The organism is Vibrio sp. HA2012, assembly GCF_002812955.1.
In the GTDB taxonomy this organism is placed as follows: domain Bacteria; phylum Pseudomonadota; class Gammaproteobacteria; order Enterobacterales; family Vibrionaceae; genus Vibrio.
The window spans coordinates 165,840-191,483 of the sequence record NZ_PFXK01000004.1; the positions used below are offsets into that span (position 1 = coordinate 165,840).

Sequence of the window (25,644 nt, forward strand, 5' to 3'; positions counted from 1 at the left end):
TTTTGTGCTCCTTACACTCTGAACTGTTCGGCTTTGGATTGCTGCTCTTTCGCCAGCAGCAGCAGCGATTCGAAAGTACGGGTATTGTTTTCCGAAATCTGATACACCTGCTCTGCAACGTCAGAGATTGTCACGATATTGTGGCTGACATCCTGAGCGACTTTAGACTGCTCGGTTGCGGCCTGAGTGATCTGTTCGACCTGTTCAGTAATGGAGTCTATAGCACTGATGATCTGCAGCAGGGACTGTTCTGCGGAGTTGGAGTCCTGAACCACAGAATCGGCTGTCTGGCTGTTTTTCTCCATAATTTGTACGGAATTGACGGAAATTCGCTGCAATGATTCGATCATGGCATAGATTTCTTCCGTAGACTGCTGTGTTTTGGTGGCCAGATTACGGACTTCATCAGCAACAACGGCAAATCCGCGGCCGTGTTCACCTGCGCGTGCGGCTTCGATGGCGGCGTTCAGTGCCAGCAGGTTCGTCTGTTCAGCGATGCCGGTAATTACGGCCAGAATATTGCCGATATTTTCCGATTCCTGTTTCATATTATTGATGGTGCTGGCGGCTTTACGGACATCTTCGTCCAGTGTCGCAATCGAGCGGATACTTCTGTCCATGGTGTCTTTACCGACTTCTGCCAGCCCTTTGATGTCCAGAATATCAGCCAGAGAACGTTCTGCGCTGTTCATTACCTCCGCAGAAGCCGATTCCATTTCGGTCACGGCAGTCGCAACCAGTACGGTCTGCTCTTTCTGCCGGCTGAGCATGTCGTTGGACTGCTGTGTTGAACGGCTGGCTTCGGTGGTGGAGCTGGCCAGTGTGCCGGAAGTGGTCTGGATATCGCCAAGGATACTGCCCAGACGTTCAAGGAGATTGTTAACCCCCTGTGCGATGGTGCCGAATTCGTCACGATTTTTCACCGCCAGTTTATGGGTCAGATCGCCCTGACTGATTTCATGCAGTGCTGAGGTGATCAGTTTCAGCGGCACCCGGATGCTGCGGATCTGGCCATACACTATGATCAGGCTCAGTACGATAGCCGCGGCGTACAGGGCAATAATAGTGATCAGTGAGTTTCGGGAGGTTTCGCTGACCTGAGATGTGGTCTGTTGTACAAGGATGTCGATCTCTGAAGACAGGGCGCTGAGCTCGCTGATGCCTGAGTTGATAAACTGTGCGGTTGTATGCAAGCTCTCATTGATATGCTGACCGGATTCGATCAATTTGATGCGCAGCGGCAGGTAACCGGACGGATTATTCACCGCGTAGTCCAAAAACTGGGAAAAAGTTTGCAGCTTGTTATAAACGCCGGACGACATCAGCTTCAGTTTTTCCATACGTTCTGTGGTTTTCTGTATCTGTTTGGACAGATTTTTTTGTAACTGAGCCAACTGGGCCAGATTATCGATATTACCGACGCCGCTCAGGGCGGTTTCGCCCAGCGTCAGGGAATCGGCGATGGCGCTGACGGCGATTTTGGTCAGCAGACTCTGATTTTGTGCCATCTGTAATGAAGCACCGATAGCATCATTGAATGTGATCCAGCGGGCGGTATTATTCTGAATTTCATTCCGGGACTGCATCCGGACCTGCAGCAGTTCATCCTGAATGTCCAGCAGAGCTTTTTCTTCAGCAAAGGCCTGCTGGATCAATTTGTCAGCAGCTTCCAGTTTAACCAGCAGAGCCGGATAGGTGCCAAGTTGTTTTTCCAGCGTATTTTTCCGTTCTTCATACTGTTGTACCGACTGCCCGAATTCACTGCGTAATGCCTGTTGCTGCTGAGGCTCAGTGGCATTGGTGTACTGGGTGACGGCTTTGTTGGCATTCTGGGCAATAACCGCCAGTTCATAGCTGTTCTGTACGATAGGGATCAGTGATTGGGTGGTGACATTATAAGCATCATTCGACTTATTTTGTGCGATGCCGCTGGCTGCGGTGATCACTGTCATCAGAAGTATTATCAGGGCGAAACCAAGTATGGTTCGATTTATTACGGTCAGTTGCATATGAGGGATTCCCGTAGTGATGTGTGCAAATATAGCGACAGCAAAAGTCCGGCTATTAACCCTTTTCCAGACGTAATGATCAGAAAAAGACTAATAGAACTATAGGAGAGATTTGTATGACTTGTCCTGCTGACGTTTTATTTTTTATAGTTTTGCGAGAGTTATACCTAATCCTGCGGCATAAATACAAGTTAAGCGAATCCTTAAGCAGTAAAAAATAAGAACGAGATCTCACTGAGGTGAAATCTTAATCGGATATTGTTTGTTAAACCGACACTGAAATCTCAGCCCCTGCGGTTCAAATTATTTGAATGTTTGTGTGGCTGTGTTTCGTCAGACTCCATTCCCGTTAGTGAATAGGAATGGAGGACGTGTCATATCGGGGCTTTGAACGTTATCGGATAATAACTGGCTGAATCTTGGCCATATTAATGAATGTACGTGTTTCGAACAGGTTTTTCAGAAACATGATGTCGTTACCTTTTAATGGAATAATCGGTTGATCTGCCGTTGATGTCAGTCGGATAACCGGAGACAGCCCGGTTTTACTGGCAGAATAGCGACTAAGATCCACGATTTGTTGTAAGGCATGGAAACGATAAACATATTGAATTGTTTCATCAGGAAGCGGTAGTTCTGCAAAATATTTGTTTTTTTCCAGATTTTTCTGTACCCGGTTTTCTCCGGCATTATAAGCGGCAAGGGTCAGTGACAGGTTTTTATCAAATTTTTGATACAGAAAAGCCAGGTAATTCAGAGCTGCGGTTGTACTTTTATATAGGTTAAAGCGTTCATCAATAGCTTTACTGACCGTCAAGCCATACTGTTTTGCTGTCTGTGGCATCAGTTGCCATAATCCGGCTGCATCGTCTTCTGATACAGCATCCGGCTGAAAAGAAGACTCTATCATAGGGATTAGCGCAAGACTTATCGGAAGTTCACGGGTTTCCAGTTCGGCAAGAATATACTGAACAATAGAGCGGGAATGCTCGAATTGTTGATTTATCAGAGTCGTAAACTTAGCCAGTTGTCTATATTCTGGATTATCCTGGAAAGAAACGCTCCCTGCTTCTTTCGCTGTAGCACAAAGCGAAAAAAACAAACTCAATAATGTGCTAAGTAATATGGGGGTAAAAAGCCTGTGAAATTTCTTGGTAAATAAAAACATTATAACTCCATCAATTTTGTCGATGCGTAGTCATTTGCATTTTCGTGGCCAAACAGACGCAGCATTTCCCGGTAAGAAACTGAAAGCTGCCCATTAAGTTGATTTTGTTGATGACAGGACTGAACCATGACTTCCAGCTCCTTCCACTGGGTTGCGGTCTGAATTTTTAAATTGCCGGGCAGAGTATTGATGAGCTTTTTCATCCCCTCTTTGCTTTGTTTCAGCCCTAAGTACCCCAGTAGTGCTGTTCTGTGTTTTGCGTTTTTATGTAGCGTATCTATCATCGGATGCAGTTTTTCTGTGATTTCCTGCATTGAGCTGTCATCGAATGACAGATAGCAGTGCTGCTGTTTTAGCAATAGCCTGTACAGTGCATCATAAAGAGTCAGATCATGCTGGATGCCTCTGATTATTTCTTTGAGAACATCTACTTTGCTGGGTGAAGTTGCCATCGCAGTTTCGGTTACTCGTGTCCTGTGTGAAAGCGCATTACTGCAGCGGATAGAGCCTGAATATCCAGTGATAATTCACCACGCTCCAGAGCACTTTTTACCGCAGCAACTTTATCCATATCGATATCTGAAAGTTGTTCCAGCTGAGTATTAGCCTGAACAATAAACTCTTTATTGATAGTGATTTCTGGACGGACTGTAGCCGATGTTATTTTTGTTTCAGCCTGATACTGAGTTGGCTGATTGAGTTGTGAAGCTGGGATCGCCGTGCTGACAACTTTGTCGATTTTCATGGAAGGCTCCTGAATATAATTCTCTTGCCTAGTAAGAGCGGCCGCTATTCATGGGAAGTTAAATACTTTTTACCGCTAAATAGTTTTAGAACATGGTTTTCACTTTCCCACGGGCAGTTACTGTTGCACGGATAATCTTTCCTGAGCCGGTATTTTTGACATTAATCTGTTGCTTTTCAGTTCCGCTTTCCAGCGCTATTCCTTTGGTTGTAGCCTGAATTCCATCTTTGCTGGCGATAATCACAACGTCATCCCCTTCTTTTACTAACCATTTCTGCTCTAGGTTGGACGGGCTGACAATCTGTCCACTTCGGATACGTCGTTTGGCCGTTTTTTCAAGTAATGGACTGAAATCAGTAACAAAATCTTTAGGCTGAAGAAAAGTTATGGATTCGAGTTTTAGCATATCGGCAGTGATCATTGTTCCCCGACTAATCGTGGATGCTGCAATAACAACAGGAAGTTCTATCTCTACTTTTACCCGGATACTGATTTTCCACTCTTGCCCGGGTATGTTGCAACTGAGTTGGCGTTTTAGATTACCGATTGGTTCTTGGTTGTAATCAAGAGCCGCGATATGCAGGCTGTCTGGGGGGCATGGAGGAAGATAGGCTGCAGACGGAGGAACACGGGGTGTTATCCGGGGAGTGTAATTTTTCCAGTTATGTAAGCGGGCATAATCGGCTATCTCTTGCTGTACAGCTCGTTCCGATATGTTTTCCAGTTGACGCTCTCCTGATGCATTGACTTTGGTCATCGTGGTGACCAGAAGAAGGATTGTCAGTATCGCCTGAACTATCTCCGGTTTCCTGCTTTTCCGTATTGCTTCCGATGAGCGGAAGTTTTTCTTCCGTATATATATGTAATTCATTGATAAATAATAACTAATATGTTGGCACGTATTTTGTTTTACCTGTTCTGATATTTAATCGGAATCAAGGTATTTACATGGCGATCAGTTTTGATAACGCACTGGGCGTTCATCCAGATGCTCTGAATTTCAGGGTTCAGCGAACAAAGATCATAGCAAGTAACTTAGCAAATGTGGATACGCCAGGCTACCTTGCCAAAGACTTAAGTTTTGACACGGTAATGACCAGTGTTTCTCCGGGCAAAGTGGATACGCCTCCACCGAGAATGCATATTACTTCAAAGTATTCAATGCCTTATCAGAACTCCCGTGATGGAAATACCGTGGAACTGGGCGTAGAGCAAGCAAAATTTACCCAAAATAGTATGGACTTTCAAACCAGTCTGACTTTTCTGAACATGAAATTTCAGGGGCTGGCGAAAGCGATAGAAGGACGTTAATCCAATGGCTTTTACTGATATTTATTCAATTGCCGGTTCTGCGATGACAGCTCAGACGGTACGTTTGAATACGGTTGCCAGTAATCTGGCTAATGCTGATGCCGTCTCTGCTAACCCTCAGGATGCCTATAAGGCACTAAAGCCGGTATTTGCAACTGTATACAGCAACTCTCAGTTGTCTGCCGGTGACAATATTTTTCCGAATGCTGAGGTACAGATTGTGGATGTTGTGCAGAGCACGCAAGAAGCAGAAAAGCGTTTTGAGCCAAATAACCCGCTGGCGAATGACGAAGGTTATGTGTACTACCCGGGAGTCGATGTGGTAGCTGAAATGGCAGACATGATGTCAGCAACCCGCAGTTTTGAAACGAATGTGGAAGTTTTGAGCAATGTAAAAAGTATGCAGCAGGGGTTGCTTCGCTTAGGGCAGGGTAGCTAATGACTATTGCACAATTTGATGCTCTTGCGATGGATGTTCCTGTTTCTACGACAGAAGCAGAGCTTAGTGTGGCAGGAAATGCCAATGATGCAGATTCACTAAAAAATGAATTTCTGACACTCATGGTGGCCCAGATCCAGAATCAGGATCCGCTGAATCCGATGGATGGTGCGGAATATGTCAGCCAGTTGGCACAGTTTTCTCAGGTGGAAAGCACCGAAAATATGGCGACACTGATGCAGAACAATCTGGTGCTGATGGACAACATGCAGGTACTGACGACCGCAGGTCTGGTTGGACAAACTGTCTATGTCAGTGCTGACACTGTTGAACTGGTAGAGAATGAACAAAATGGAAAACTGGTTCTGAGTAGTGCTTCGGACTCGGTCAATCTGCTGATTCAGGACGCTTATGGAGAAGTGACGAAAGTTTCTCTGGGGCCTCAGGCTGCAGGAGAAGTCAGTTTTACCCTTGATCCGGAAGCGCTGGATTTGGCTGCCGGCAGCTACACCATTACTGCTCAGTTGGAAGATGGTGTAACCGCCGATATCTTGCTGGCCGGGGAAATATCTCAGGTAACCGTGCCTTCTAATGGTGGTTCTGCGTTGGTCAATGTTGCCGGTGTCGGCAGTGTACCATTTTATGAAATCAGCCAGTTTGGTGGTTAACCGGAATAACAAGCAGGCTGTCACAGCCTGATAAAGAGGAATTTATGAGTTTTGATATTGCATTAACCGGTCTGGATGCGACCAATAGTCAGATCAATACCATCAGTAACAACATTGCTAACTCGTCAACGACCGGCTTTAAAAAATCAAGAACAGAATTTGCGGCTGTCTATAACGGCATGCAGGCTGGTGGCGTAGAAGTAGCTAGTATTTCACAAAATTTTGATGAAAATGGTTCAGTCTCAACAACAGGGCGCTCTCTGGATCTGGCGATTAACGGCAGCGGATTTTTTGTCACCAGAGACAGTTCCGGCCAAACGTTGTATACCCGATCCGGGGTGTTTGGTACCGATAAAGACAATAACATTATCAGCAATACGGGGTTGAAGCTACAAGGATATGCGGCGACGGCCGATGGTTCTGCTTTGTATACCGGCAGTGTGGGTGATTTAAGTATTAGTACCGCATCACTCGCAGCCGATGCAACAAATCGTCTTGATTTTATAGCCAATTTTGATTCGCGCGCCACTGAGATAGATACAGCGGTAACGCCGTTTGATCCGACAGATACGGACAGCTTCAACTCATCTTATACCTCTAAAGTGTATGACTCTTTGGGGAACCCGCATACCGTAACTCAATATTTTACTAAAACAGCGGCAAATAACTGGGAAGTGAACATTCAGGTTGATGGCGGCAGTACGGTCGCGACAGAGACGGTAACGTTCGATACTGACGGTTCATTACTAACACCAGCCGGCAGTTTTACTATCGGTTTTCCGGCTGCCGGGGCTAATGCCATGAGTATTGATATCAGTCTCACTGGAAGTACCCAGTTCGGTTCCGATTTTAATGTCAGTACTAACAGCCCTAATGGCTACACTTCGGGTGAACTTACCGGTATTCGTATCGAAGATAACGGTATGGTGTATGCCGCATATTCCAATGGTGAGTCTTTGCTGCAGGGGCAGGTAGTTCTGGCTGATTTTGCTAACTCTCAAGGTCTGGTTAAGAGTAACGGAACAGCCTGGATGCAAAGTTACAGCTCTGGAGAACCCATAATCAACTCCCCGGGAAGTGGCACTCTTGGTGATTTGTCAGCCGGTGCTCTGGAAGGATCGAATGTTGACCTGAGTAGTGAGCTGGTTGGTCTGATGACAGCTCAGCGTAACTATCAGGCTAATGCCAAAACCATTTCGACAGCGGACCAACTGATGCAGGCATTGTTTAACGCTGTGTAGCGGCAAAGAGAGTCAGGAGTCTTTTTATGGATGCTTTATTGTATACCGCCAGCAGTGGCGCAAGTCGGGTGCTGCAGGCACAACATGTCCGCTCGAATAATTTGTCAAATGCGGATACTGCCGGATTTAGGGCTGATATGGAGCGAGCTCAAAGTGTTACGGTTCCTGGAACTGGATTTGATGGACGCACAATGGTGGTTACTAACTCTGCTTCAACCCGTTTTGACAATGGTGACCTGGTTAAAACAGGGCGAGCACTGGATATTGCTGTTAATGGTGATGGATTCTTTACTGTGCAGGCAATGGATGGCAATGAAGCCTATACCCGTGCCGGTAATATCCGTGTTGATCAGGACGGAAATATGCGTGTCAACGGTTTTGCTCTTATGGCGGATGGTGGTCCTATTGTGCTGCCTGAATATCAGAGTGTTGAGATCAGCAGCCGTGGCATGGTGACAGTGGTTCCTCCAGGGGGGGGAGCACAGATCAACGTGGGGCAGATTAAATTGGTGAATCCGGAAATTGATCAGCTACAGAAAGAAAGTGACGGTCTGCTGCATAACGTGCAGGGGGGGGCATTTCCTGTCGATATTGCTGTTCAGGTTGCTCCTGAACACCTTGAAGGCAGTAACGTGTCTGCAATCGAGGAACTGGTGGGAGTGATGTCTCTGACGCGTAATTTCGAAATGCAGGTACGGGCAATGAAAACGGCAGAAACATTGGCTGAAGCCGGAAATCGCCTGATGAGCAGCAGATAAGAACTGAAAAGAGATAAAGGAGAGGGATATGCACTCTGCATTATGGGTAAGTAAAACCGGAATGGCGGCACAGGATACAAAAATGACTGCTATTTCCAACAACCTGGCAAACGTCAATACGGTTGGTTTTAAACGTGACCGGGTTGTTTTCGAAGATTTGTTCTACAGTATTCAGCGTCAGCCCGGTGCTCAGGTTGATGAAATGAATACCCTCCCGACAGGTGTTCAGTTAGGAAGTGGAGTCCGTGTTGTAGGGACACAAAAAGTCTTTACTCAGGGAACAACGCAGAACACAACTCAGGAAATGGATATGGCTGTCATGGGGGGAGGTTTTTTCCAGATCGAAAACTCTGATGGTGAAATTGTCTATACCCGTAATGGTCAGTTTCATGTGAATGCAGAAGGCTTGATGGTGAATAGCCAGGGATTACCGCTTGAGCCGCAGATTCAAATTCCGGATGGTACTACCAGTGTTTCGGTCGGGACTGACGGAACGGTCACTGCCGTTGTTAGCGGTGAATCGGATTCTCAGGAACTGGGGCAGATTACTCTGGCCTCTTTTATTAATCCAGCCGGTCTGGAAGCGATTGGAGGTAACCTGTTCCGTCAGACAGAGGCCAGCGGACAGGCAGATGAAGTGGTTCCGGGGACGGAAGGCGTCGGCAGTATTAAGCAAGGGGCGCTGGAAGGTTCTAATGTGCAGGTCGTTGAAGAGATGGTGGATATGATCACAACTCAGCGAGCTTATGAAATGAATGCCAAAGTCGTTGCAGCAGCGGATGACATGCTGAAGTTTGTCGCTCAGTCTGTGTAAAGCCTGATACAGATAAGGTAACAGTTATGAAAAAGTTCTCAGCCGGACTTTTATTGCTTATTAGCGTGGTACTAAGCGGATGTGTTAGTCATCCTGATTTTGTTCCGCCTAAACCTGATGATCAGGCGTATGCACCACCGACTGTGGATTACTCTTTGCCAGAAGCAGAAAACGGCAGTTTGTATCGACATCATTTTGCGATGACTCTGTTTCGTGATCGGCGCGCTTTTCGCAACGGCGATATTCTTACTGTCCAGTTGGATGAAGAAACTGAATCAAGTAAGCAGGCCGATACTCAGTATGGAAAAAACTCTTCTGTTGACTTCGGTATTCCGGAAATAGGCGGACATGCTGTGAGTGGTTTAGGCGTTGGTGTTTCTGCTGATCGTGCTTTTGACGGCAGCTCTTCTTCGTCACAGGGAAATAAGCTTGAAGGTGCGATAACAGTCACGGTACACGAAGTGTTACCCAATGGGGTATTACGGGTTCGGGGAGAAAAGTGGATTCGTCTGAATCAGGGTGATGAATTTATTCGTCTGACGGGAATTGTCCGGGTTGATGATGTAAACAGGCACAATCAGGTTTCTTCTCAGCGTATAGCTGATGCCCGTATCACCTATTCGGGGCGAGGAGCCTTATCTGACAGTAACAGCGCCGGCTGGTTGTCTCAGTTCTTTAACAGTCCATGGATGCCTTTTTAATGAAGTTTGTTTCTCACTATGTGCTGCTCTTGATTTGCGGATGGTCTTCTTTTATTACGCCACAGGTCAAAGCTGATGATACCCGTCCTTTAATGGACTTGGTTGATGTTCAGGGTATTCGGGACAACCAACTTGTGGGTTATGGTCTGGTGGTTGGTCTGGATGGCAATGGTGACCGCAATCAGGTTAAGTTTACCAGTCAATCTATCACTAATATGCTGCGCCAGTTCGGGGTTCAGATTGAAGAAGGTACGGACCCTAAATTGAAAAACGTAGCATCAGTCAGTGTGACCGCATCGGTTTCTCCAATGGCTGGGCCGGGTCAGACTCTGGATATCATCGTCTCTTCCATTGGTGATGCGAAAAGTCTGCGGGGAGGAACTTTATTAATGACGCCTCTCAGAGGGGTGGATGGTGAAGTTTATGCTGTTGCTCAGGGAAATGTGATTGTCGGTGGGGTTACAGCAGAAGGACGCAGTGGCTCAAAGATCACTATCAATACGCCAACCACAGGACGTATTCCCGGAGGGGCGACGCTGGAACGGGAGATTCATTCTGATTTTAACAGCAAGGATAAGATCAGTCTGAACCTGAAAAAAGCGAGCTTTACGACTGCAAAGAATATTGTTCGAAAAATCAACAATACTTTTGGTCCGGATGTCGCAACGGCTGTCAGCAAGGGCAGGGTTGAGGTTAAGGCTCCGAAAGATACCGATCAGCGGGTAATTATGATGTCCATGCTGGAAGAGCTGGCCGTTGAGGAAGGACGCAAACCTGCACGGATTATTTTCAATTCCCGTACCGGGACCGTGGTGATTAATCAAAGTGTAAAAGTCAGTGAAGCTGCCGTCAGTCATGGCAATCTTACGGTTACCATTACCGAAGCCGATCAGGTGAGTCAGCCTAACCCGTTTGGTGAAGGTGAGACTCAGGTTGTCAACCGTTCCCAGGTTGGAATCAATCAGGAAGAGGCTCAGATGTATATCTGGCCGGAAGGAACGGAGTTGAGAGTTATTGTCGATGCAGTCAATAGTCTGGGGGCAACACCGGATGATCTTATGTCCATCTTACAAGCGCTGGATGAAGCCGGAGCGCTTAATGCTGAACTGATTACGATTTAGGAGAAACAGTGAAACTAAACGCTAATTCAGAACAGGCTATGAATGCTGTTTTGTACCACGATAACAGTGCACTGACGACAGTGAAATATAACCAGAATCAGGAAGATAATCTGGAAGTGGTGGCAGGTCAGTTTGAAGCCATGTTTTTACAAATGGTATTGCAGCAGATGCGCAGTGCAAGTGACGTACTTTCTGCGGATGATTCGCCTTTTTCCAGTAAGGAACAGGGGGTATACCGTGATTTTTATGATGGCCAGATGGCTATTGAGCTAGCGGGTAAACAGCGTGGTGGTATTGCTGACATGTTGGTGAAACAGCTAAGTCCGGCACAATATCAGGCGGTAGCACAAATGGTTGAACCGGCGAATGAGGTGATGACTGTAACCGAAGTAAGTAACAGGCAACAGAAAGAGATGAGACTTAATAATGAGATGCTATCTGACGCCTTATATCCAGAGACTCCGTTAGCGGAACGGCCTGACTGGGCCGGGCCTTTATCGGAATGTGTTGCTTTTCAGCAGCCTTTGCTGAGAAATATGGAGACTGAACCGCTATGAGTATTATTAATATTGCTTTGTCGGGATTGAATGCAAATAAGGTTGCACTGGATGTAACTTCTCAGAATGTTGCAAATATCAATACTCCGGGGTACAGCCGGCAGCAGGCGAATATGGCAGCGGTTAGTGCATATCAGTATACGGGGCTAACGAGCGGTAATGGTGTAGAAATTACCGGTATTCGCCGGGTAACGGATCAGTATGTTGTGCGTCAGACCTGGCTGACAGGAAGTCAGGCAGCATTCACGGAGAACTTCTCTGCCAGCATGGGCGAACTGGAAACTATGCTCAGCTCGGATGCTTTCAGTATCAGTGCCGGTCTGGATGATTTTTATGCAGCACTAAACGATGCTTCCGTTGAGCCTGAATCTTCACCGCTCAGGCTGCAGGTATTAAATGAGGCTGAAGCACTGACAAACCGTTTCAGTACGCTGAGCGAATCGCTGCTTTCTCAGCATCGGGATCTCAGTGAACAACGTATGGCGGCAGTTGCGCAAGCAAACAGCCTGTTAGAGAACATCGCTGACGTTAATGGCAAAATAGTAGAGATGCAAGGTAGTGGTGCTAATCCGGCTTTATTAGAAGACGAGAGGGATCTTCTTATTGAAGAGTTATCGTCTCTGGTTGATATACGTACGACTCAGCAACAGAATGGTTCCCTACAGGTGACTCTTGCAACGGGTCAGCCCTTGGTACTGGGGGATGGTGCTGCTCAATTGAAAGCTGTACCGGATGCCAGTGACCCTTATCTTGCGGATCTGTTTGTTGAATTTTCTGGCCAGGAGTTTGTCGTTACCGGTGATGCCGGTGGTCAGATTGGAGCCATCAGTCAGTATCAGACAGACATTCTGGTTCCGGCTTATCAGGCGCTGGATGATATGGCTGCTGAGCTGGCTGATGAATTGAACTCTATTTTGGCATCAGGACAGGATCTAAACGGAAATCCGGGTCAGCCTTTGTTCACCTATAACGCCGCCAATCCGGCTGCAAGTCTTGAGATCACCGCGATTACTGCTGAAGAGCTGGCATTCTCTGTGGATGGTACTCCGGGTAACAATGAAGTTCTGCAGCAGTTAATCGATAGCAGCAATACGCCACTTATCATCTCCGGGTACGGTAACATCAGTGCACATGATGCATTTGCATCCATGATCAGCCAGACGGCAATACAGGCCCGGCAGGCAAGTTCTGATGATACTGCGGCCAGCGCACTGTACCAGCAGGCCATCGCCGTTCGGGATGGTTTAAGTGCTGTAAATGAAGACGAAGAAGCGGCGAACCTGATGGTTTATTCCAATGCTTATCAGGCGAATATGAAGGTCATCAGTACTGCCAATGAGTTGTTTGATACCGTATTGCAGCTGTTCTGACTGCAGGGAGTGAAAGAGTAATGATTAGAATCAGTGACAGGCAACTGAGTCAGATTATGCTGAACAGCTTGCAAACCAATAACAGTCGTCTGGGGCAAGTGTTGCAGCAGATGTCGACAGGGGATCGGCTGACCAAGTTGTCGGATGATCCTATTACAGCCGTAAAATTAGTTAATCTTGAGCGTGAGTCCAGCGCTATTTCACAGTATCAGGATAATATTCAGAATGTAAAGACGACACTCTCCGCTCAGGAAATCGGACTGACAGCAATCAATTCCAGTCTTCAAAGCACCCGGGATTTAGTCTTATGGGGAGCCAATGGTACCTTGAGTGATGATGACCGCGAAGGGATCATTATTCAGTTACGGGAACTGCAATCAGCGGTGGTTTCTTCTGCTAACAGCAGCGATGAAGAGGGGCACTATCTGTTTTCCGGCACTCAGACTGATGTACCGGCAATTTCCTCTTCTGCGGCGGGTTATAATCTTGATGGTAATGCGGACAAGCGTATGGTTACGGTTGCAAAAGGGATCTCTATGCAATCCAATCTGACTGCTCAGGACATGTTTGATCTGGGGGCTGGCAACAACGTTCTGGATCAGTTGGACAGAATGATTGCAGAGTTTGAGAATCCGACAGCGGTATTTGATGCTGAAGTGGAAAGTACGCTTGCAGCCATTGACCAGACGGTTAATAACGTGCTGGGCGGGCTTACCAAAATCGGTGGGTTGCATAATAACTTGGATCTTCTTGATGACAGCCATGCTGACAATAAACTGTTTGTTGATAAGGTAACGAGTGACATCAGTGCGCTTGATTATGCTGAAGCCTCCGTTCGCTTATCTGATTATCAGGCTGCATTGGAAGCGACACAGGCGAGTTATATGAAAATTTCGGAGCTTTCTCTGTTTGATCGGATATAGAGAGAAATGTTAGTGAATTCAACAGTAAAACTCCGCTCTCAGCACGTTCAGTTAACTGAGCAGCAGCATAAGGCGACGATAGCACCGTCGCCACAAGTCAGTAGTCAGACAACGTCTGCACAACGGATGTACGCCCCCCGTACTACAGGTTCTGCCGCCGGTAGTTATTCTGCTTCCGGGGTTGTGTTACTCCGGAGTCAGCAACAAGTGACAACCTCTCAGGTTGCCAGTCAGGCTTTGGGTCAGGTCGGGAGAGCGTTGCAACAGATGAAGCGGGAATTGACTCAGTCTCTGGCAACGACAAGTATTACATTACCGGTTGTCAGTACAAGAGTCGAACAACATACCCGCTCTATTCGGCAGATCCTTAATGCTGCAACGGTTGACGGACGGCGTGTTCTGGATGCTCAGCTTAATGTTCAGTATGAGGGTGAAGTAACCCGGACATTTACCATTCCCGGGGTGGATCTGAAACGTCACCGGCAGCAGGAAGAACGATTAAGGGTTGAATTTCCTGCTCAGGGAACGGCAATATTGCAGTTTAGCCCAGACACGAATAACAATATATTGATGCAGCGTATGGATCGGGATCTGCTGCCTTTAGGGGTTCGGGTCAGTGCGGATGCTTCCGGGCAGATTTTATTTTCAGCCAGAGAGTCTTCCTACCAGAAGATGCAACAGCAAGTGATGGTGACCGGCCAGGGACACCGTTATCCGGCTGGGCAGCCTAATCTGGTCCGGGTTCAGCCTAATCCACAAGGCGTGGAAGATTTAACACCCGTACTCAAAGACAGAGATTCCGTACGTCAGACTTTGGCATCAGTTAACTCGTATCTTCGTCAGGTTCAGCAAAACTCGGACGATATCAAGAGCTATCAGAAGCAACTGAGTGAAACTGTTCTGCAAGGTATTGATTCTGAAGCACAACAGGCTAGTGTTGCAGATCGACTGGCTACCGTTCATCTGGATGAGGATGGGTTTACCTCAACCTATAAGACGTTGTCTGCTCAGGCCAATGTCCATAGACAAACCGTTGTTGCATTATTGATGTAGCGATTACTGACATAACGATTTGCCACTTTTTGGGAGCTTAGTGCTCCCTTTTTTTTATCCATCAGGTTTTTTATTTATTAGGAGATTAGGGAAGCATAAAAAAGAAATAGAGAAATAGGACAAAAGCCAGAAGAGTGGCAGACAAAACCGGATACACGGTATAAAAGTCTTCAGCACGCCGAGCTCGCCGGAAGCAGAGAAATGTCAGCAGTATATTATAAAAAACCAAGAGTATGCTTATGCTTACACCTGCATTGAGTGTGAGGCTGTTGAGTTTAAGCAGAAATGTGCTTAGCAGTAGATAATCAATGACAACCAGCCAGGCAAATACTTTCTGTAATAAATCGGGTTTACGACTGTTAATTGACAGATAAGGCATAGATAGCGTTACTTTTATGCAGTTCAGGGTACCGGGTGTCCCGGTTACCCTGCTTCCCGCTCGCGGCGAAGAACCGGCTGATTAAAGTGAGCCTGCTGTTTGGCTTTTTCCAGTGCATTGTCTGCGTTTTTCCGGCCAAACAGCGTATCTATGATTTGAGCTGTCGGGGTTGTGAGTACAAATAGTTCTATACGGCGGTTTTCACTGGCTGCAGGAACCTCTTCATTCAGAAGTGCACGATCAGACATGCCCGTAACCTGCAGCACTCTCTCGTCTGGCATACCACCAGACAGCAGTGTCTGGCGGGCAACATTTGCCCGTGAAGCAGAAAGTTCCCAGTTAGATATACTGTGGCGTCCGTTATAACGGGTTGCATCAGTATGGCCGCTGATAATCAGGGGATTCTCTACTCGCTGGAAAACCGGCCCCAGAGCCAGTAACAGATCCTCGAAATACGGGGTCAGTTCAGATTCTCCTCGTGTGAACATCTGCTGTTTGTAGTCATCCTGAAGCACAATGCGTAACCCCTGAGGAGTGACTTCGACAGTAACATTACCCTGAGCCGATATCTGAGCAATCATGTCTTTAATCACTTTGGCCAGTATGGCGAGCTGTTCCTGAGTATCGTAAGTACCCGGTATAAGAGCATCCGATTCTGGACCATTTCCGTTTCCGCTAAAAAAGGATGCGGTGGTTACTACCGTACTGTGGGTACTCAGGTCGTTAGCTGAACCACCGAAGTCAATAGGATGCATACTACTGGCTGTATTAAAAGGGTTGCCAGCCTGCCCGTCGAAGATGCTGGAGCTGTTGAGGTAGGAAACAATAGCCTCTCGTTCCTCTTGATCGACAACCGATATTAGCCATAACACCAGAAATAAAGCCATTAAAGCAATCATAAAGTCGGCAAATGCGACTTTCCATGCTCCACCATGATGTTCATCATGCCGGTTCCGGCTGGTACGCTTGAAAACGACTTGTTCGTGATTCTGCATTACGCCTCCTGGCTAGCCAGCCATTTCTCCATCTCATTGAAGCTGGGTTTGATATCCAGCTGAACATGTTTACGTCCGGCATCAATCGCAAGCAATGTTGGTTTTTTTGCCAGATAGGCTACCAGAGTTGCCCGCACACATTCATAGGCGGACATGTCGCGTTTTACTCTCTGACTCATTGAGTTGCTTGCTGGATCCAACAGGCAATAACAGCCAAAAATACCAAGAAATGTACCGACCAGAGCCGCTGCAACATGGTAGCCAATCATAGCAATAGCACCGTCGATAGACTGCATCGTAATAATGATCCCCATTACTGCTGCCAGAATACCAAATCCGGGTAGTGCTTCTGCAGTACGCTGCAATGATTTTGAAGGCAGTAGAAGATCCTGTTCAATGGCATGGATTTCCTGTTCCAGAAGTCCTTCCAGTTCATGAGGCGACATTTGTCCCATTGCCATTAAACGTAAATTGTCCGTAACAAAAGCAACCAGATGAGCGTCCTGTTTTATTAGTGGAAAGCGGCTGAAAATATCACTGTTTTGTGGTTCTTCAATATGCGAATCCAGAGATTTAAACCCGCTGTTCCGTACGGTTTCCAGCAGAATCTGCATCAGAGCCATCAGTTCCATATAGTACTTAGCTTCTTCTTTACGGGCACTGATAACCGTTTTCAGTTGTTTTCGCATTTCTTTGAGCACATGAGGGGGATTACCAATGATAACTGAGCCGATGGCTGCTCCGGTAATAATCAGCATTTCAGCTGGTTGCCAGATAGCATTCAGGTTGCCTCCTGCCCAGAGGTATCCTCCGAACACACAGATGATGATAATGAAAATACCTATGAACTTTTGCATGGGGACTCCTGAGTGGAAAGATATTGATTCAGTTGTTCTAATGCCTGCTTATGGAGCTGACAGATTCGGGGCGGTGTTAGATTCAATACCATGGCTATTTCATGCAGGTTCATTTCGTGCTGATAGAAAAGAGTCATAAGTAATTGTTCACGCGGATTTAATCTGGAAAGTGCAACGTTCAGGGTTTGTCGTATTTGTTCATGCTCTATGCTGTTGTATTTCTCGGTTAAACCGTAATCGCCCCCGTTTTCCAGTAGCTGATCCAAACTTTGCATTTCACTGGCCATACTGGCTAACTGACGCTGATGAAAGTCTTCTGCATCAGTTCCGAGTGCTGCAATGATTTCGGCTTCTTTGGGTTGTCGTCCTAACTTTTTGGTTAGATCCCGGGTAACATCATTTAGCTCGTGTGCTTGTTGCCTTGTCTGTCTCGAGCGCCAGTCCAGACGGCGCAATTCATCCAGTATTGCACCGCGTATACGACAAACGGCAAATGCAGGGAAGTTAGGGTCTTCCACATTACCATAGCGGCGTCCGGCCTCCAGTAACCCCATGAGTCCAATCTGTTGCATGTCCTCAATACTACAGTGAGGCGTGCAGTGGCAGCTAAGCTGGCTGACTATTCTTTTGACAATAATCAGATGCTTTTTAATGAGCTGGTTTTCGTCAATGTTTGCAGAGTAATGAGCTGGCTGATAGTCAGACCCTGCCTGATAATCGGACACTGAATAAGTATCAAACATTTCAGCCTCACTGAATAACATATTTGGTCAGGATGACATCATCGATATCTCTGACAAAATGTGTATTTGCAAAAGCTGTAAGCAGTGTTGATTTGACTTCATTTTGCAGGGAATCTATTTCTTTCTGTTCCTGTAGTTCTTCATAAGTTTTATTACTGAACATCTTGAGCAGAGCGTTGCGGACAACCGGCATATAACTGTCTATGTCTTCAATATGTTTTGGCTGGCGGGTTTCAACGGCAATTTCCAGCATGATGAAATGAGTCTGACGTTTGCCTTTTACACCAAGTACCAATTTTTCAAGGGAGTGAAAGGTTGGCTTCTCTTCCGGTTTTTCTGACCCTGACAGCATATCCGGAACGAAAGATAATGATGCAAACCCATCCGGGTTCTGCAGGTAGCTGCTGGTCAGGACAACTGTTCCTGCTGATACCAGAATACTGCTCAGCAGCATGAAAATACAAAGAACAATAGTAGTACGTTTAGACATAAATGAGTTCCTTACTATGCGCTGGTGGATAGCCAGTGGTCAGAAGTATTAGCGGGTGTAGTGGTGTCACTGTCGGTGTCTGTTACTGCTGCTGTGACACGATACGATTCATCGCTTTCTTTATTGAATTGCCGGGATGAAGAACCACCGGAAGTATCGGCACCGATATTGACATCAACATGAACGAATTGCTGTAACTGCAGTTCGCTACGCAGACGCTCGGAGACCTGAAGCAAGGCTTCCCGAACTTGGGCGTGGTTGGCATTTATCTGGATATTCAGTTTGTCTCCATCCACGCGAACCAGTAATTCCAGCTTGCCCAGTTCAGGTGGGTCGAGACGGATATGTGCTTCTTGCATTTTCTGGTTTGCCTGTAGGGATACGCGATCCTGCAATACCTGAAGCATCTGTTCTCCCCATTTTCCCTGAGTTGTATCTATCTGTATGTTGGCCCAGGCGGGTTTGTCTGCGGCTGTCGTGCCGGTTGGAAGAGAGACAGTTTGCATCATCGAAGATAGGTTTTTGATCTCAGATCCCGAAATTGCTGCACTGATGGAGGTGACTTCTTTGAGTGAATGCAGAAAATCACCCGGTTTTTCGGAAGATGTTGCTGTCAGTAGAAATGGTTTTTCCTGCAGTTGGCTGCTGAAAGACAGCTTATCCAAAGAAGATTCGGTACTGCTTGTCTGATGTTTGAATGACTCTGAATGCAGATGAGTGACAAGTTCAGTTGTCACTGAGTTCGGCAGGTGGCCTGTCCTGAAAAAAGAAGACATTTCCTGCTGATGCGGCTGACTGATATCGGCAAACTCAAGGAGGGGGCCATCGATATTGTCTTCCGCCTCGGGTTTAGTGTGAATATCGGTAGCTTGTTCTGTCTGCCGGGTTAGGTTTTCTTCCGGGAAAGGGATAATCTCTGGCAGGTGCAGAGTGAACCCGGCCGGCGTTTCTTGCCCGGCAGTGTTGTCCTGTGAAGAGAAAGACGGACGGATCTGCTCTTTATCCGCGGACAGTATTGGTGCTGGCTTTATTTGTTGAGAAGGATTCGGAATACTCATTCCCATAACATCACTCCAGATTCATAGTCATCTCGTAAGCCAGATGACGCTCTTTGTTTTCGGAAAAGTTGCTCAATTGGTTATCCAGATGTGCTTTAGCTTCTGATAATGTTTCGTAGGCCTGCCGATGACTTTTTTTCAGAAAGCGCAGTTCGAGTTTCATTGCCGGAGATAAAGAAATGGTCTGACATTGTTTTAGTAATGGGCGAAGTTGTAAATCCAGATCTTGGATTTGGATCCAGTCCTTGTTTTGTGCCGCGATAGAAAGCTGATTGGCATAGCGCTTTAGAGTGTTTGGGGTTAGGTTATGCATGTTGGCTAAACCCTTTCCATCCCTCTCGAATGGTGGTGATGATATTTTCACTGGTTTCAATATGACTGATGTCATTATTGACACTGGACCGGAACAGTTCCGTTTGTACAAATTCGTAAAGATCATGCAAGTTAACTGCAATTTCTCCGCCATTTTCTATGTCCAGAGCACTGTCCAGCCCAATAAGGATATTCATGCATTTATTGATACTCTGGCCTTTTTCTGCCAGACGGTTGGCACTGATATGGCCTTTAGCACGGATCATTTCATCCAGCAGACCGTCAATTAGCATCAGAACCAATTGATGTGGGGTGGCAGAAGCTGCCTGAGCATCCAAATTGGTTTGCTGGTAGGAACCATATCCTGAATCATGCATTAGCATTATTAAGCTCCTTTATACAGAGAACAGACTGGACGTCTGATCCATTTGAGTAATGAGACTGTTCATATAGGTAAACTGGGTCAGGTAACGTTGGTAAGAGGTGTTGTATTTACGTTCCAGAATTTCCAGCTTGTCATCTATCCGGTCTATATTCTGCTCGATGGAATCTTTACGGGAACTGAACAAGCCTGTAGAGAATTTGACGAATGGCTCAATAACATCATCGATAGAGTCAAACAGGTTACCGTCACCATTGAACATGGCTTCCAGTGTTGCGCTGTTATTTTTCTGAGCCTCTTCGAAGCGATCACTGTCTAATGTGAGTTTGCCATTCCGGTCGATACTCAGGCCAATATCCATCAGGGAACTGCCTTCATATTGTGAGCGGAACAGACTGTTGATTCTGTTTTCAACAGAACGAATCATACTGTCGTTTGCCAGAATGCCTCTGTCGGTGTCTTCATCCCCTGAACCGGTATATTTATCAATCGTGGATATCAATGTGTTATAAGCATTAATCAGATTATTGATTTGCTCTTTACTGCCTTCTTCATCAATTTCAATCGTAGTCGCAATAGATGCATCACCACTTGTTTGAACTTTAGTTACTGTGAGATCAACGCCATCAATCACGTTGCTGAAGGTGTTTGAGCTGTTACTTAGTTGCAGACCGGTATTTTCTGCGCCCAGCCAGATGATGGCATCCTGCGGAACGGTGATATCTGTCTGAGAGGCAATGGCATCTTCAAACCAGGTTTCTCCGGTGCCGTTTGTTGTCGCAGTGATACTATTTTCTGTGCCTGTTTCAGTGCTGCTGAGCATGAAATGAGTGATACCATCGCTTCTGACCAGTGTGGCATTAATACCAGGATTCTCATCTGCATTATTGATAGCATTGACGAGCTCTGAAACTGTGTTAATACCATCTCCATTGGCATCAATTGCCGACAGATCGATAGACAAACTTTCTCCGTTCATCGAAAAATCCAGAGAGCCGGTTGCTGGTATCTCCGTATCGGAAGTCAGGGTGTCTGGCATACCGATTGACATCTGATGAGCGGTGGCAACCTGCTGAACAAAAACCTGATAACTGCCGGAAAGTGCATTCGCATCTGCACTTGCGGTAAAGTATCCTTCTTCAGAGACGGTTGCTGAATTTTTCAGAACGGTACTGGTACTGGTGTTCATCTCATTGACTGCTGTCTGGAATGCTTCCAGAGCGGTTTCAATATTATTCAGTGCTTCCAGTTCATCTTCATACTCAGTTTGCTGAGTTGTATAGCGGGTCTGGAATCCCTGAATATCGTAAGTCGCCAGTTGCTGTGCCATGGTCGCGGGATCAATTGTGCTCATTGTCAGACTCCTCAGTTAGCCTTTGGTGTAAACGCAAGTAACATGCCAGATGAATAAAAAATAAATTCATTAAATTTCATGTGCTTATAATGCTAAATGCGAGCGGGGAGGAAGTATTTCTTCCTCCTGATTTCCGTCTCTGTTTTCCGTTGTTCCTCTGGACGATGAATAAAAAAACCTCCGCACGGGAGGTTTTTTATAAAAACGTCTATCCTGGATTAGCCCAGCAGAGACATGGTCAGGCTGGATAGCTGATTAGTACGTGACAGTACGTTAGTACCTGCTTGCATCAGCATTTGGTTCTTAGTCATGTTTGAGGTTTCTACTGCGAAATCTGCATCAGTAAGACGTCCTTTTGCAGCATCGGTGTTCTCAATCATATTACCCAGGTTTGTGATAGTGTGATCCAGACGGTTCATCGTTGCACCCAGGCCAGCACGTGCGCTGCCGACCAAATCGATAGCAGCAGAAAGTTCACCCATTGTTGTACTGGCGTTTGCCTGAGTATCGATACCGGTATAACCTGCAACCAGGTTATCAAATGCAGCACCTACGCCTGAGTCTACCGTAGTGGCAAGATCCAGTGTTTCAGATGCGGAAGAACCGATTTGAAGAGTCAGACCACCGGCTTTAATACCGCTGGTTGTCAGCAGAGTTTCACCAGCATAGGTAGTGTTACTCATAATGTTATCCAGTTCGCTGGTTAGTTCAGCAAACTCTGCATTCAGTGCTGCGTTATCATCTGCTGAGTTGGTGCCGTTTGCTGCCTGAGTCGCCAGGTCGTTCATACGATAAAGAATATTGGTCACTTCATCGAAAGCACCTTCAGCGGTTTGTAGCATAGAGATACCATCCTGAGCGTTACGCTGGGCGACACTCATACCGCGAGAGTTCATTTCCAGACGGTTAGAGATTTGCAGACCGGCAGCATCGTCAGCCGCTGAGTTGATACGATAACCTGTACTCAGGCGCTCCATCGCAGTGTTCAGCAGTTCAGATGTATTGTTCAGTGTGTTCTGAGTAACCAGTGATGCATAGTTAGTGTGCATTGAAAGAGCCATGATAGTTCTCCTTATAAAATCTATCTGAGGTTGGTTCCTAGTCACCTACACTATGCGGATGTATTTACTGAAGAATTAATCAGAAAACGGAAAAAAAAAGTGCTTTTTTTATTAGGAAGAAGAAGTGTGATATTGCTCTAAAATGTAAATGCCGGTTCGATACTTTATTTAATGTTCAGCCCGGAAAATCCGGGCTGAGAAAAAATGTTTATAAATAGAGGTGGTTATTTTTTTTCTGCTTCGTTAAACCGCCCCACCGGACCGTGAAAAGAATAGGAAATAGGAATGTCACTGATATAACCAAAGTAATATGTGGTTCCCAGTTTTTTCAGCTGGTTCAGTTCCTTCTGCGTGTTGACCTGTCCGGAAACCAATGTCAGGTGATGGCTGCGAATGTACTTAACAATAGGAACCAGTCCAACCCGTGAAGATACGTCCAACAGTGGCTGAGAAACTTTAATGGTTGTCGGACTGAGTAATGTCAGTTGATCCAGATAAGGGGTCGGAGACTTGATATCAAACCAGAGTTCGGCACAGTATTCTCTCAGTGCATGTAACTGAGAATTCAGAGCAACAAGATCCAAATCTGTGCTAAATATCTGAACAGTAGGAATAATCTGATTCAGAGCCTGACGATGACTATGAATCAGTTTATGTATGAAATTTTGGGTGGCAGGATGGGAAAAGGTTTCTGCCCGCAGGGGAATAACCAGACTATTAATCACATCGGGGTGCAGGGTTTCCAACTGGAAACTGATCTGATGAATCGAGAGATAAAAACTGTACAGATCCAGAAAGCACTTCATTTTTTCTGATGAATTAAACCGGTAGAGACTCTGTTCACCGTCACTACCGTAGCGTAGTGTCAGGTGCTGGTAAATGACTCTGTCTGTATTGATGTGGCGGATCGGCTGACAGGCATGGCGCACATCGTTATGCCTGAATGCTTCAAGCAACAGCTCATCATCCGGCATTTCTGCTTCAGACGGGAGTTGTTGCATGACATAGTTATATAATGCCTGACTTCTTAGTTCGTTATCCAAGGTTACCTACCACATTTATCTGTTTATTTTCAGGAACTTCGTTATAGGACAGTACAGCCAGTCCACGGGAAAATGTCCGGGCATAGCGTGACAATAGTGGCCGCAACTGAGGCATGACCAGTAGTACCGGAGGGTTACCCTGCTGTTTTAGTTGCTGGCGAACCACTGGTAGATTCTGCTGGAATTGGTTCAGAATGTTGGGTTCGACCGGGAAACTGTCCAGCATAATCGGTCCGCTTGCCTGAGCTTGCTGCAGGGAGGCAAGAAGGGTCTGTTCCAGTTCATTAGACAGGGTATAGACGTTTAGCTCTTTTTTGTCTCCGTTCAGCAGGCTGATCAGTGTTCTGCGGAGGCTGCAGCGTACATCGGCTGCAATAAGAATCGGGTCTTTGGTATTTTCAGAACTTTCCAGCATTGTATTCGCTATGGTCCGGATATCCTTGAGCGGTACCTGATCCAGCAGTAACTGGCGATATACTTTAAGTTGTTGTGCCGGATTCAGGGCACTGTTAAGAGCATCTGCCAGTTTTGGTGCCTGATGAGCCAGTCGCTGAGTTATCTGTTCAACATCATCGTGAGTAAATAGCTCGTTCAGGTGGCTCTTCATTACCTTACTGATATGGGTGGCTATGACAGTTGCATCATCCACAACCTGATAGCCCATGTTCAGTGCCTTAGCTTTATTCTGATATTCAATCCACACGGCCGGTAACTGGTATGCCGGATCACTGCCAAGAATACCGTCTATTTCCCCGTAAGTATCTCCTACGGCGATGGCCATATACCGGTCAGGCTCAATCAAGCCTTGTTCAATGATTTCACCATTTACTGAAATTGTGTATTGGTTGGGTTTCAGGCTCAGGTTATCCCGGATGCTAAGTTCCGGAAGCAGAAATCCTGCCTGTTCTGAGAGACTCTTTCGAATCCCCCTGATACGTTGAGACAAGGGGGCTCCCTGTGTTTTATCCACCAGATGAACCAGACGGAAACCTAGTGCCAGCGACATACTGTGAACGTGAGGAATATCATTCCAGCTTAGTGTCTGACTCTCGTCATAGTGCATTGCATCCGAAATGCTCTGTATTTCATCCAGTTGCTGACCATGACCAGGAGCATGTATCTGTCTCCAGCCGGCAAAACTTAAAACAGCCGTAAATGTGAAAAAGGCCAGGTGAGGCATTCCGGGAACCAGACCAATGATCAGCATAACGGCAGCAACGGTGAATAGCGTGGCCGGTGAGGCAAGCAGTTGTCTGCGCATCGACTGTGCCATATCTTCATCGCTGTCATTGATGCGGGTAACGATGATGGCGGCAGATGTTGCCAGTAACAGTGACGGGATCTGGGCTACCAGACCATCACCTATGGTAAGAAGAGCGTAAGTTCTGAATGCTTCCGCAGCAGGAAGTCCGTATTCAAAGACCCCGATGCTGACCCCGCCGATGATGTTTATGAATAGGATCATTAAACCGGCAATGGCATCTCCGCGGACAAATTTTGATGCCCCGTCCATAGAACCATAAAAGTCAGCTTCATTCGCGACTTCTTTACGCCGTTGTTTTGCCAGATTCTGATCGATAAGTCCCGAGTTAAGATCAGCATCAATGGCCATTTGTTTGCCGGGCAGAGCATCCAGAGTAAAGCGGGCTGCGACTTCTGAAATCCTTTCTCCCCCTTTGGTTATAACCACAAAGTTGATGATCATCAGTATGATGAAAATAACCATACCCACCACATAGTTACCACCAATGACCACTTCACCAAAGGACTGGATCACTTTACCGGCTGCATCTCCTCCGTTATGACCATTCAGTAACACCACTCGGGTGGATGCAACGTTTAGTGTCAGCCGCATCAGCGTAGCGATCAGCAGAATCGTCGGAAAAACGGAGAAATCCAGCGGGCGTTTAGCCGTCGTACTGACCAGTAATACCAGAATGGCCAGTACAATATTGAAGGTAAACAAGGCGTCCAGTAATAGTGGCGGTAATGGTAGTATTACCATAGCCAGTATCATCAGAAGGACAATAGGAATACCTGCATAGCCTTTGCCGGTTGTTTTAAATGTCTGTATCCAGTTAAGCATCTGTTG

General features: G+C 46.4%; 29 protein-coding genes. 12 read left to right on the plus strand and 17 right to left on the minus strand.

Annotated features, from left to right (window positions below; genetic code table 11):
- Positions 1-11 precede the first annotated feature (11 nt).
- The 5 genes from CSW98_RS09310 to flgA all read right to left on the minus strand — a co-directional run bounded on the left by CSW98_RS09310 (position 12) and on the right by flgA (position 4,793).
- Complete coding sequence (locus tag CSW98_RS09310; RefSeq protein WP_100800211.1) at positions 12-2,009, minus strand: methyl-accepting chemotaxis protein; 1,998 nt, start codon at positions 2,007-2,009, stop codon at positions 12-14.
- A gap of 394 nt (positions 2,010-2,403) precedes the next feature.
- The gene (locus tag CSW98_RS09315) at positions 2,404-3,117 is read right to left on the minus strand and encodes a lytic transglycosylase domain-containing protein (protein WP_157810374.1); all 714 of its coding nucleotides are present in this window, start codon (positions 3,115-3,117) and stop codon (positions 2,404-2,406) included.
- A 59-nt stretch (positions 3,118-3,176) separates the two neighbouring features.
- A complete protein-coding gene (gene flgN, locus CSW98_RS09320; RefSeq protein WP_100800213.1) occupies positions 3,177-3,629 on the minus strand; it encodes a flagellar export chaperone FlgN in 453 nt (150 codons plus the stop codon).
- A gap of 11 nt (positions 3,630-3,640) precedes the next feature.
- Positions 3,641-3,922, minus strand: coding sequence for a flagellar biosynthesis anti-sigma factor FlgM (locus tag CSW98_RS09325; RefSeq protein WP_100800214.1), 282 nt, complete (start codon positions 3,920-3,922; stop codon positions 3,641-3,643).
- Positions 3,923-4,007: 85 nt separating this feature from the next.
- Entirely contained in the window at positions 4,008-4,793 is a 786-nt protein-coding gene (gene flgA / locus CSW98_RS09330) for a flagellar basal body P-ring formation chaperone FlgA (protein WP_100800215.1), read from the minus strand.
- A 77-nt stretch (positions 4,794-4,870) separates the two neighbouring features.
- Here flgA and flgB point away from each other — a divergent pair, with 77 nt between their 5' ends.
- Genes flgB through CSW98_RS09390 form a run of 12 tightly spaced genes read left to right on the plus strand, consistent with a single transcriptional unit; the run spans position 4,871 to position 14,878 of the window.
- Complete coding sequence (flgB, locus tag CSW98_RS09335) at positions 4,871-5,233, plus strand: flagellar basal body rod protein FlgB (protein WP_100800216.1); 363 nt, start codon at positions 4,871-4,873, stop codon at positions 5,231-5,233.
- 4 nt (positions 5,234-5,237) lie between these two features.
- Positions 5,238-5,672 (plus strand): flagellar basal body rod protein FlgC, encoded by a 435-nt coding sequence (flgC, locus tag CSW98_RS09340; RefSeq protein WP_100800217.1) that lies wholly within the window; start codon positions 5,238-5,240, stop codon positions 5,670-5,672.
- Positions 5,672-6,340 carry a flagellar hook assembly protein FlgD gene (gene flgD, locus CSW98_RS09345; RefSeq protein ID WP_100800218.1) on the plus strand — a complete coding sequence of 223 codons (669 nt, stop codon included), beginning with the start codon at positions 5,672-5,674 and terminating at the stop codon, positions 6,338-6,340. The genes flgC and flgD overlap by 1 nt, the downstream gene beginning before the upstream one ends.
- A gap of 44 nt (positions 6,341-6,384) precedes the next feature.
- The gene (flgE, locus tag CSW98_RS09350) at positions 6,385-7,581 is read left to right on the plus strand and encodes a flagellar hook protein FlgE (RefSeq protein ID WP_100800219.1); all 1,197 of its coding nucleotides are present in this window, start codon (positions 6,385-6,387) and stop codon (positions 7,579-7,581) included.
- Positions 7,582-7,607: 26 nt separating this feature from the next.
- The gene (locus CSW98_RS09355; RefSeq protein ID WP_100800220.1) at positions 7,608-8,339 is read left to right on the plus strand and encodes a flagellar basal body rod protein FlgF; all 732 of its coding nucleotides are present in this window, start codon (positions 7,608-7,610) and stop codon (positions 8,337-8,339) included.
- Positions 8,340-8,367: 28 nt separating this feature from the next.
- A complete protein-coding gene (gene flgG / locus CSW98_RS09360; protein WP_100800221.1) occupies positions 8,368-9,153 on the plus strand; it encodes a flagellar basal-body rod protein FlgG in 786 nt (261 codons plus the stop codon).
- A gap of 26 nt (positions 9,154-9,179) precedes the next feature.
- Entirely contained in the window at positions 9,180-9,854 is a 675-nt protein-coding gene (gene flgH, locus CSW98_RS09365; RefSeq protein ID WP_100800222.1) for a flagellar basal body L-ring protein FlgH, read from the plus strand.
- Positions 9,854-10,975, plus strand: a complete 1,122-nt coding sequence (locus tag CSW98_RS09370) for a flagellar basal body P-ring protein FlgI (RefSeq protein WP_100800223.1) — start codon at positions 9,854-9,856, stop codon at positions 10,973-10,975. The genes flgH and CSW98_RS09370 overlap by 1 nt, the downstream gene beginning before the upstream one ends.
- Before the next feature lie 38 nt (positions 10,976-11,013).
- Positions 11,014-11,532, plus strand: coding sequence for a rod-binding protein (locus CSW98_RS09375; RefSeq protein WP_443083664.1), 519 nt, complete (start codon positions 11,014-11,016; stop codon positions 11,530-11,532).
- Positions 11,529-12,902 carry a flagellar hook-associated protein FlgK gene (gene flgK, locus CSW98_RS09380; protein WP_100800225.1) on the plus strand — a complete coding sequence of 458 codons (1,374 nt, stop codon included), beginning with the start codon at positions 11,529-11,531 and terminating at the stop codon, positions 12,900-12,902. The genes CSW98_RS09375 and flgK overlap by 4 nt, the downstream gene beginning before the upstream one ends.
- 23 nt (positions 12,903-12,925) lie before the next feature.
- The gene (flgL, locus tag CSW98_RS09385) at positions 12,926-13,825 is read left to right on the plus strand and encodes a flagellar hook-associated protein FlgL (RefSeq protein WP_100800404.1); all 900 of its coding nucleotides are present in this window, start codon (positions 12,926-12,928) and stop codon (positions 13,823-13,825) included.
- A 6-nt stretch (positions 13,826-13,831) separates the two neighbouring features.
- Positions 13,832-14,878, plus strand: coding sequence for a hypothetical protein (locus CSW98_RS09390; RefSeq protein WP_157810375.1), 1,047 nt, complete (start codon positions 13,832-13,834; stop codon positions 14,876-14,878).
- An 85-nt stretch (positions 14,879-14,963) separates the two neighbouring features.
- Here the strand turns inward: CSW98_RS09390 and CSW98_RS17735 are convergent, their stop codons facing one another.
- The 12 genes from CSW98_RS17735 to flhA all read right to left on the minus strand — a co-directional run bounded on the left by CSW98_RS17735 (position 14,964) and on the right by flhA (position 25,638).
- Positions 14,964-15,257, minus strand: a complete 294-nt coding sequence (locus tag CSW98_RS17735) for a hypothetical protein (protein WP_100800227.1) — start codon at positions 15,255-15,257, stop codon at positions 14,964-14,966.
- Between the two features lie 44 nt (positions 15,258-15,301).
- Positions 15,302-16,252, minus strand: coding sequence for a flagellar motor protein MotB (locus tag CSW98_RS09400; protein WP_100800228.1), 951 nt, complete (start codon positions 16,250-16,252; stop codon positions 15,302-15,304).
- Complete coding sequence (gene motA, locus CSW98_RS09405) at positions 16,252-17,109, minus strand: flagellar motor stator protein MotA (protein ID WP_100800229.1); 858 nt, start codon at positions 17,107-17,109, stop codon at positions 16,252-16,254. The genes CSW98_RS09400 and motA overlap by 1 nt, the downstream gene beginning before the upstream one ends.
- Positions 17,094-17,852, minus strand: coding sequence for a FliA/WhiG family RNA polymerase sigma factor (locus CSW98_RS09410; protein WP_100800405.1), 759 nt, complete (start codon positions 17,850-17,852; stop codon positions 17,094-17,096). Before CSW98_RS09410 ends, motA begins: the two co-directional genes overlap by 16 nt.
- 7 nt (positions 17,853-17,859) lie before the next feature.
- Positions 17,860-18,342 carry a flagellar basal body-associated FliL family protein gene (locus tag CSW98_RS09415; RefSeq protein WP_100800230.1) on the minus strand — a complete coding sequence of 161 codons (483 nt, stop codon included), beginning with the start codon at positions 18,340-18,342 and terminating at the stop codon, positions 17,860-17,862.
- Positions 18,343-18,356: 14 nt separating this feature from the next.
- On the minus strand, positions 18,357-19,406 hold the full coding sequence (locus tag CSW98_RS09420) for a flagellar hook-length control protein FliK (protein ID WP_100800231.1): 1,050 nt from the start codon (positions 19,404-19,406) through the stop codon (positions 18,357-18,359).
- A gap of 4 nt (positions 19,407-19,410) precedes the next feature.
- Complete coding sequence (locus CSW98_RS09425) at positions 19,411-19,713, minus strand: hypothetical protein (protein WP_100800232.1); 303 nt, start codon at positions 19,711-19,713, stop codon at positions 19,411-19,413.
- On the minus strand, positions 19,706-20,095 hold the full coding sequence (gene fliS, locus CSW98_RS09430; RefSeq protein WP_100800233.1) for a flagellar export chaperone FliS: 390 nt from the start codon (positions 20,093-20,095) through the stop codon (positions 19,706-19,708). The genes CSW98_RS09425 and fliS overlap by 8 nt, the downstream gene beginning before the upstream one ends.
- A 12-nt stretch (positions 20,096-20,107) precedes the next feature.
- Positions 20,108-21,448: a flagellar filament capping protein FliD gene (gene fliD, locus CSW98_RS09435; protein WP_100800234.1), complete on the minus strand. Its 1,341-nt coding sequence runs from the start codon at positions 21,446-21,448 to the stop codon at positions 20,108-20,110.
- A 218-nt stretch (positions 21,449-21,666) separates the two neighbouring features.
- Positions 21,667-22,509, minus strand: a complete 843-nt coding sequence (lafA, locus tag CSW98_RS09440) for a lateral flagellin LafA (RefSeq protein WP_100800235.1) — start codon at positions 22,507-22,509, stop codon at positions 21,667-21,669.
- Positions 22,510-22,733: 224 nt separating this feature from the next.
- Positions 22,734-23,552 (minus strand): EAL domain-containing protein, encoded by an 819-nt coding sequence (locus CSW98_RS09445; RefSeq protein ID WP_157810376.1) that lies wholly within the window; start codon positions 23,550-23,552, stop codon positions 22,734-22,736.
- Positions 23,545-25,638 carry a flagellar biosynthesis protein FlhA gene (gene flhA, locus CSW98_RS09450; protein ID WP_100800237.1) on the minus strand — a complete coding sequence of 698 codons (2,094 nt, stop codon included), beginning with the start codon at positions 25,636-25,638 and terminating at the stop codon, positions 23,545-23,547. The genes CSW98_RS09445 and flhA overlap by 8 nt, the downstream gene beginning before the upstream one ends.
- Positions 25,639-25,644 lie beyond the last annotated feature (6 nt).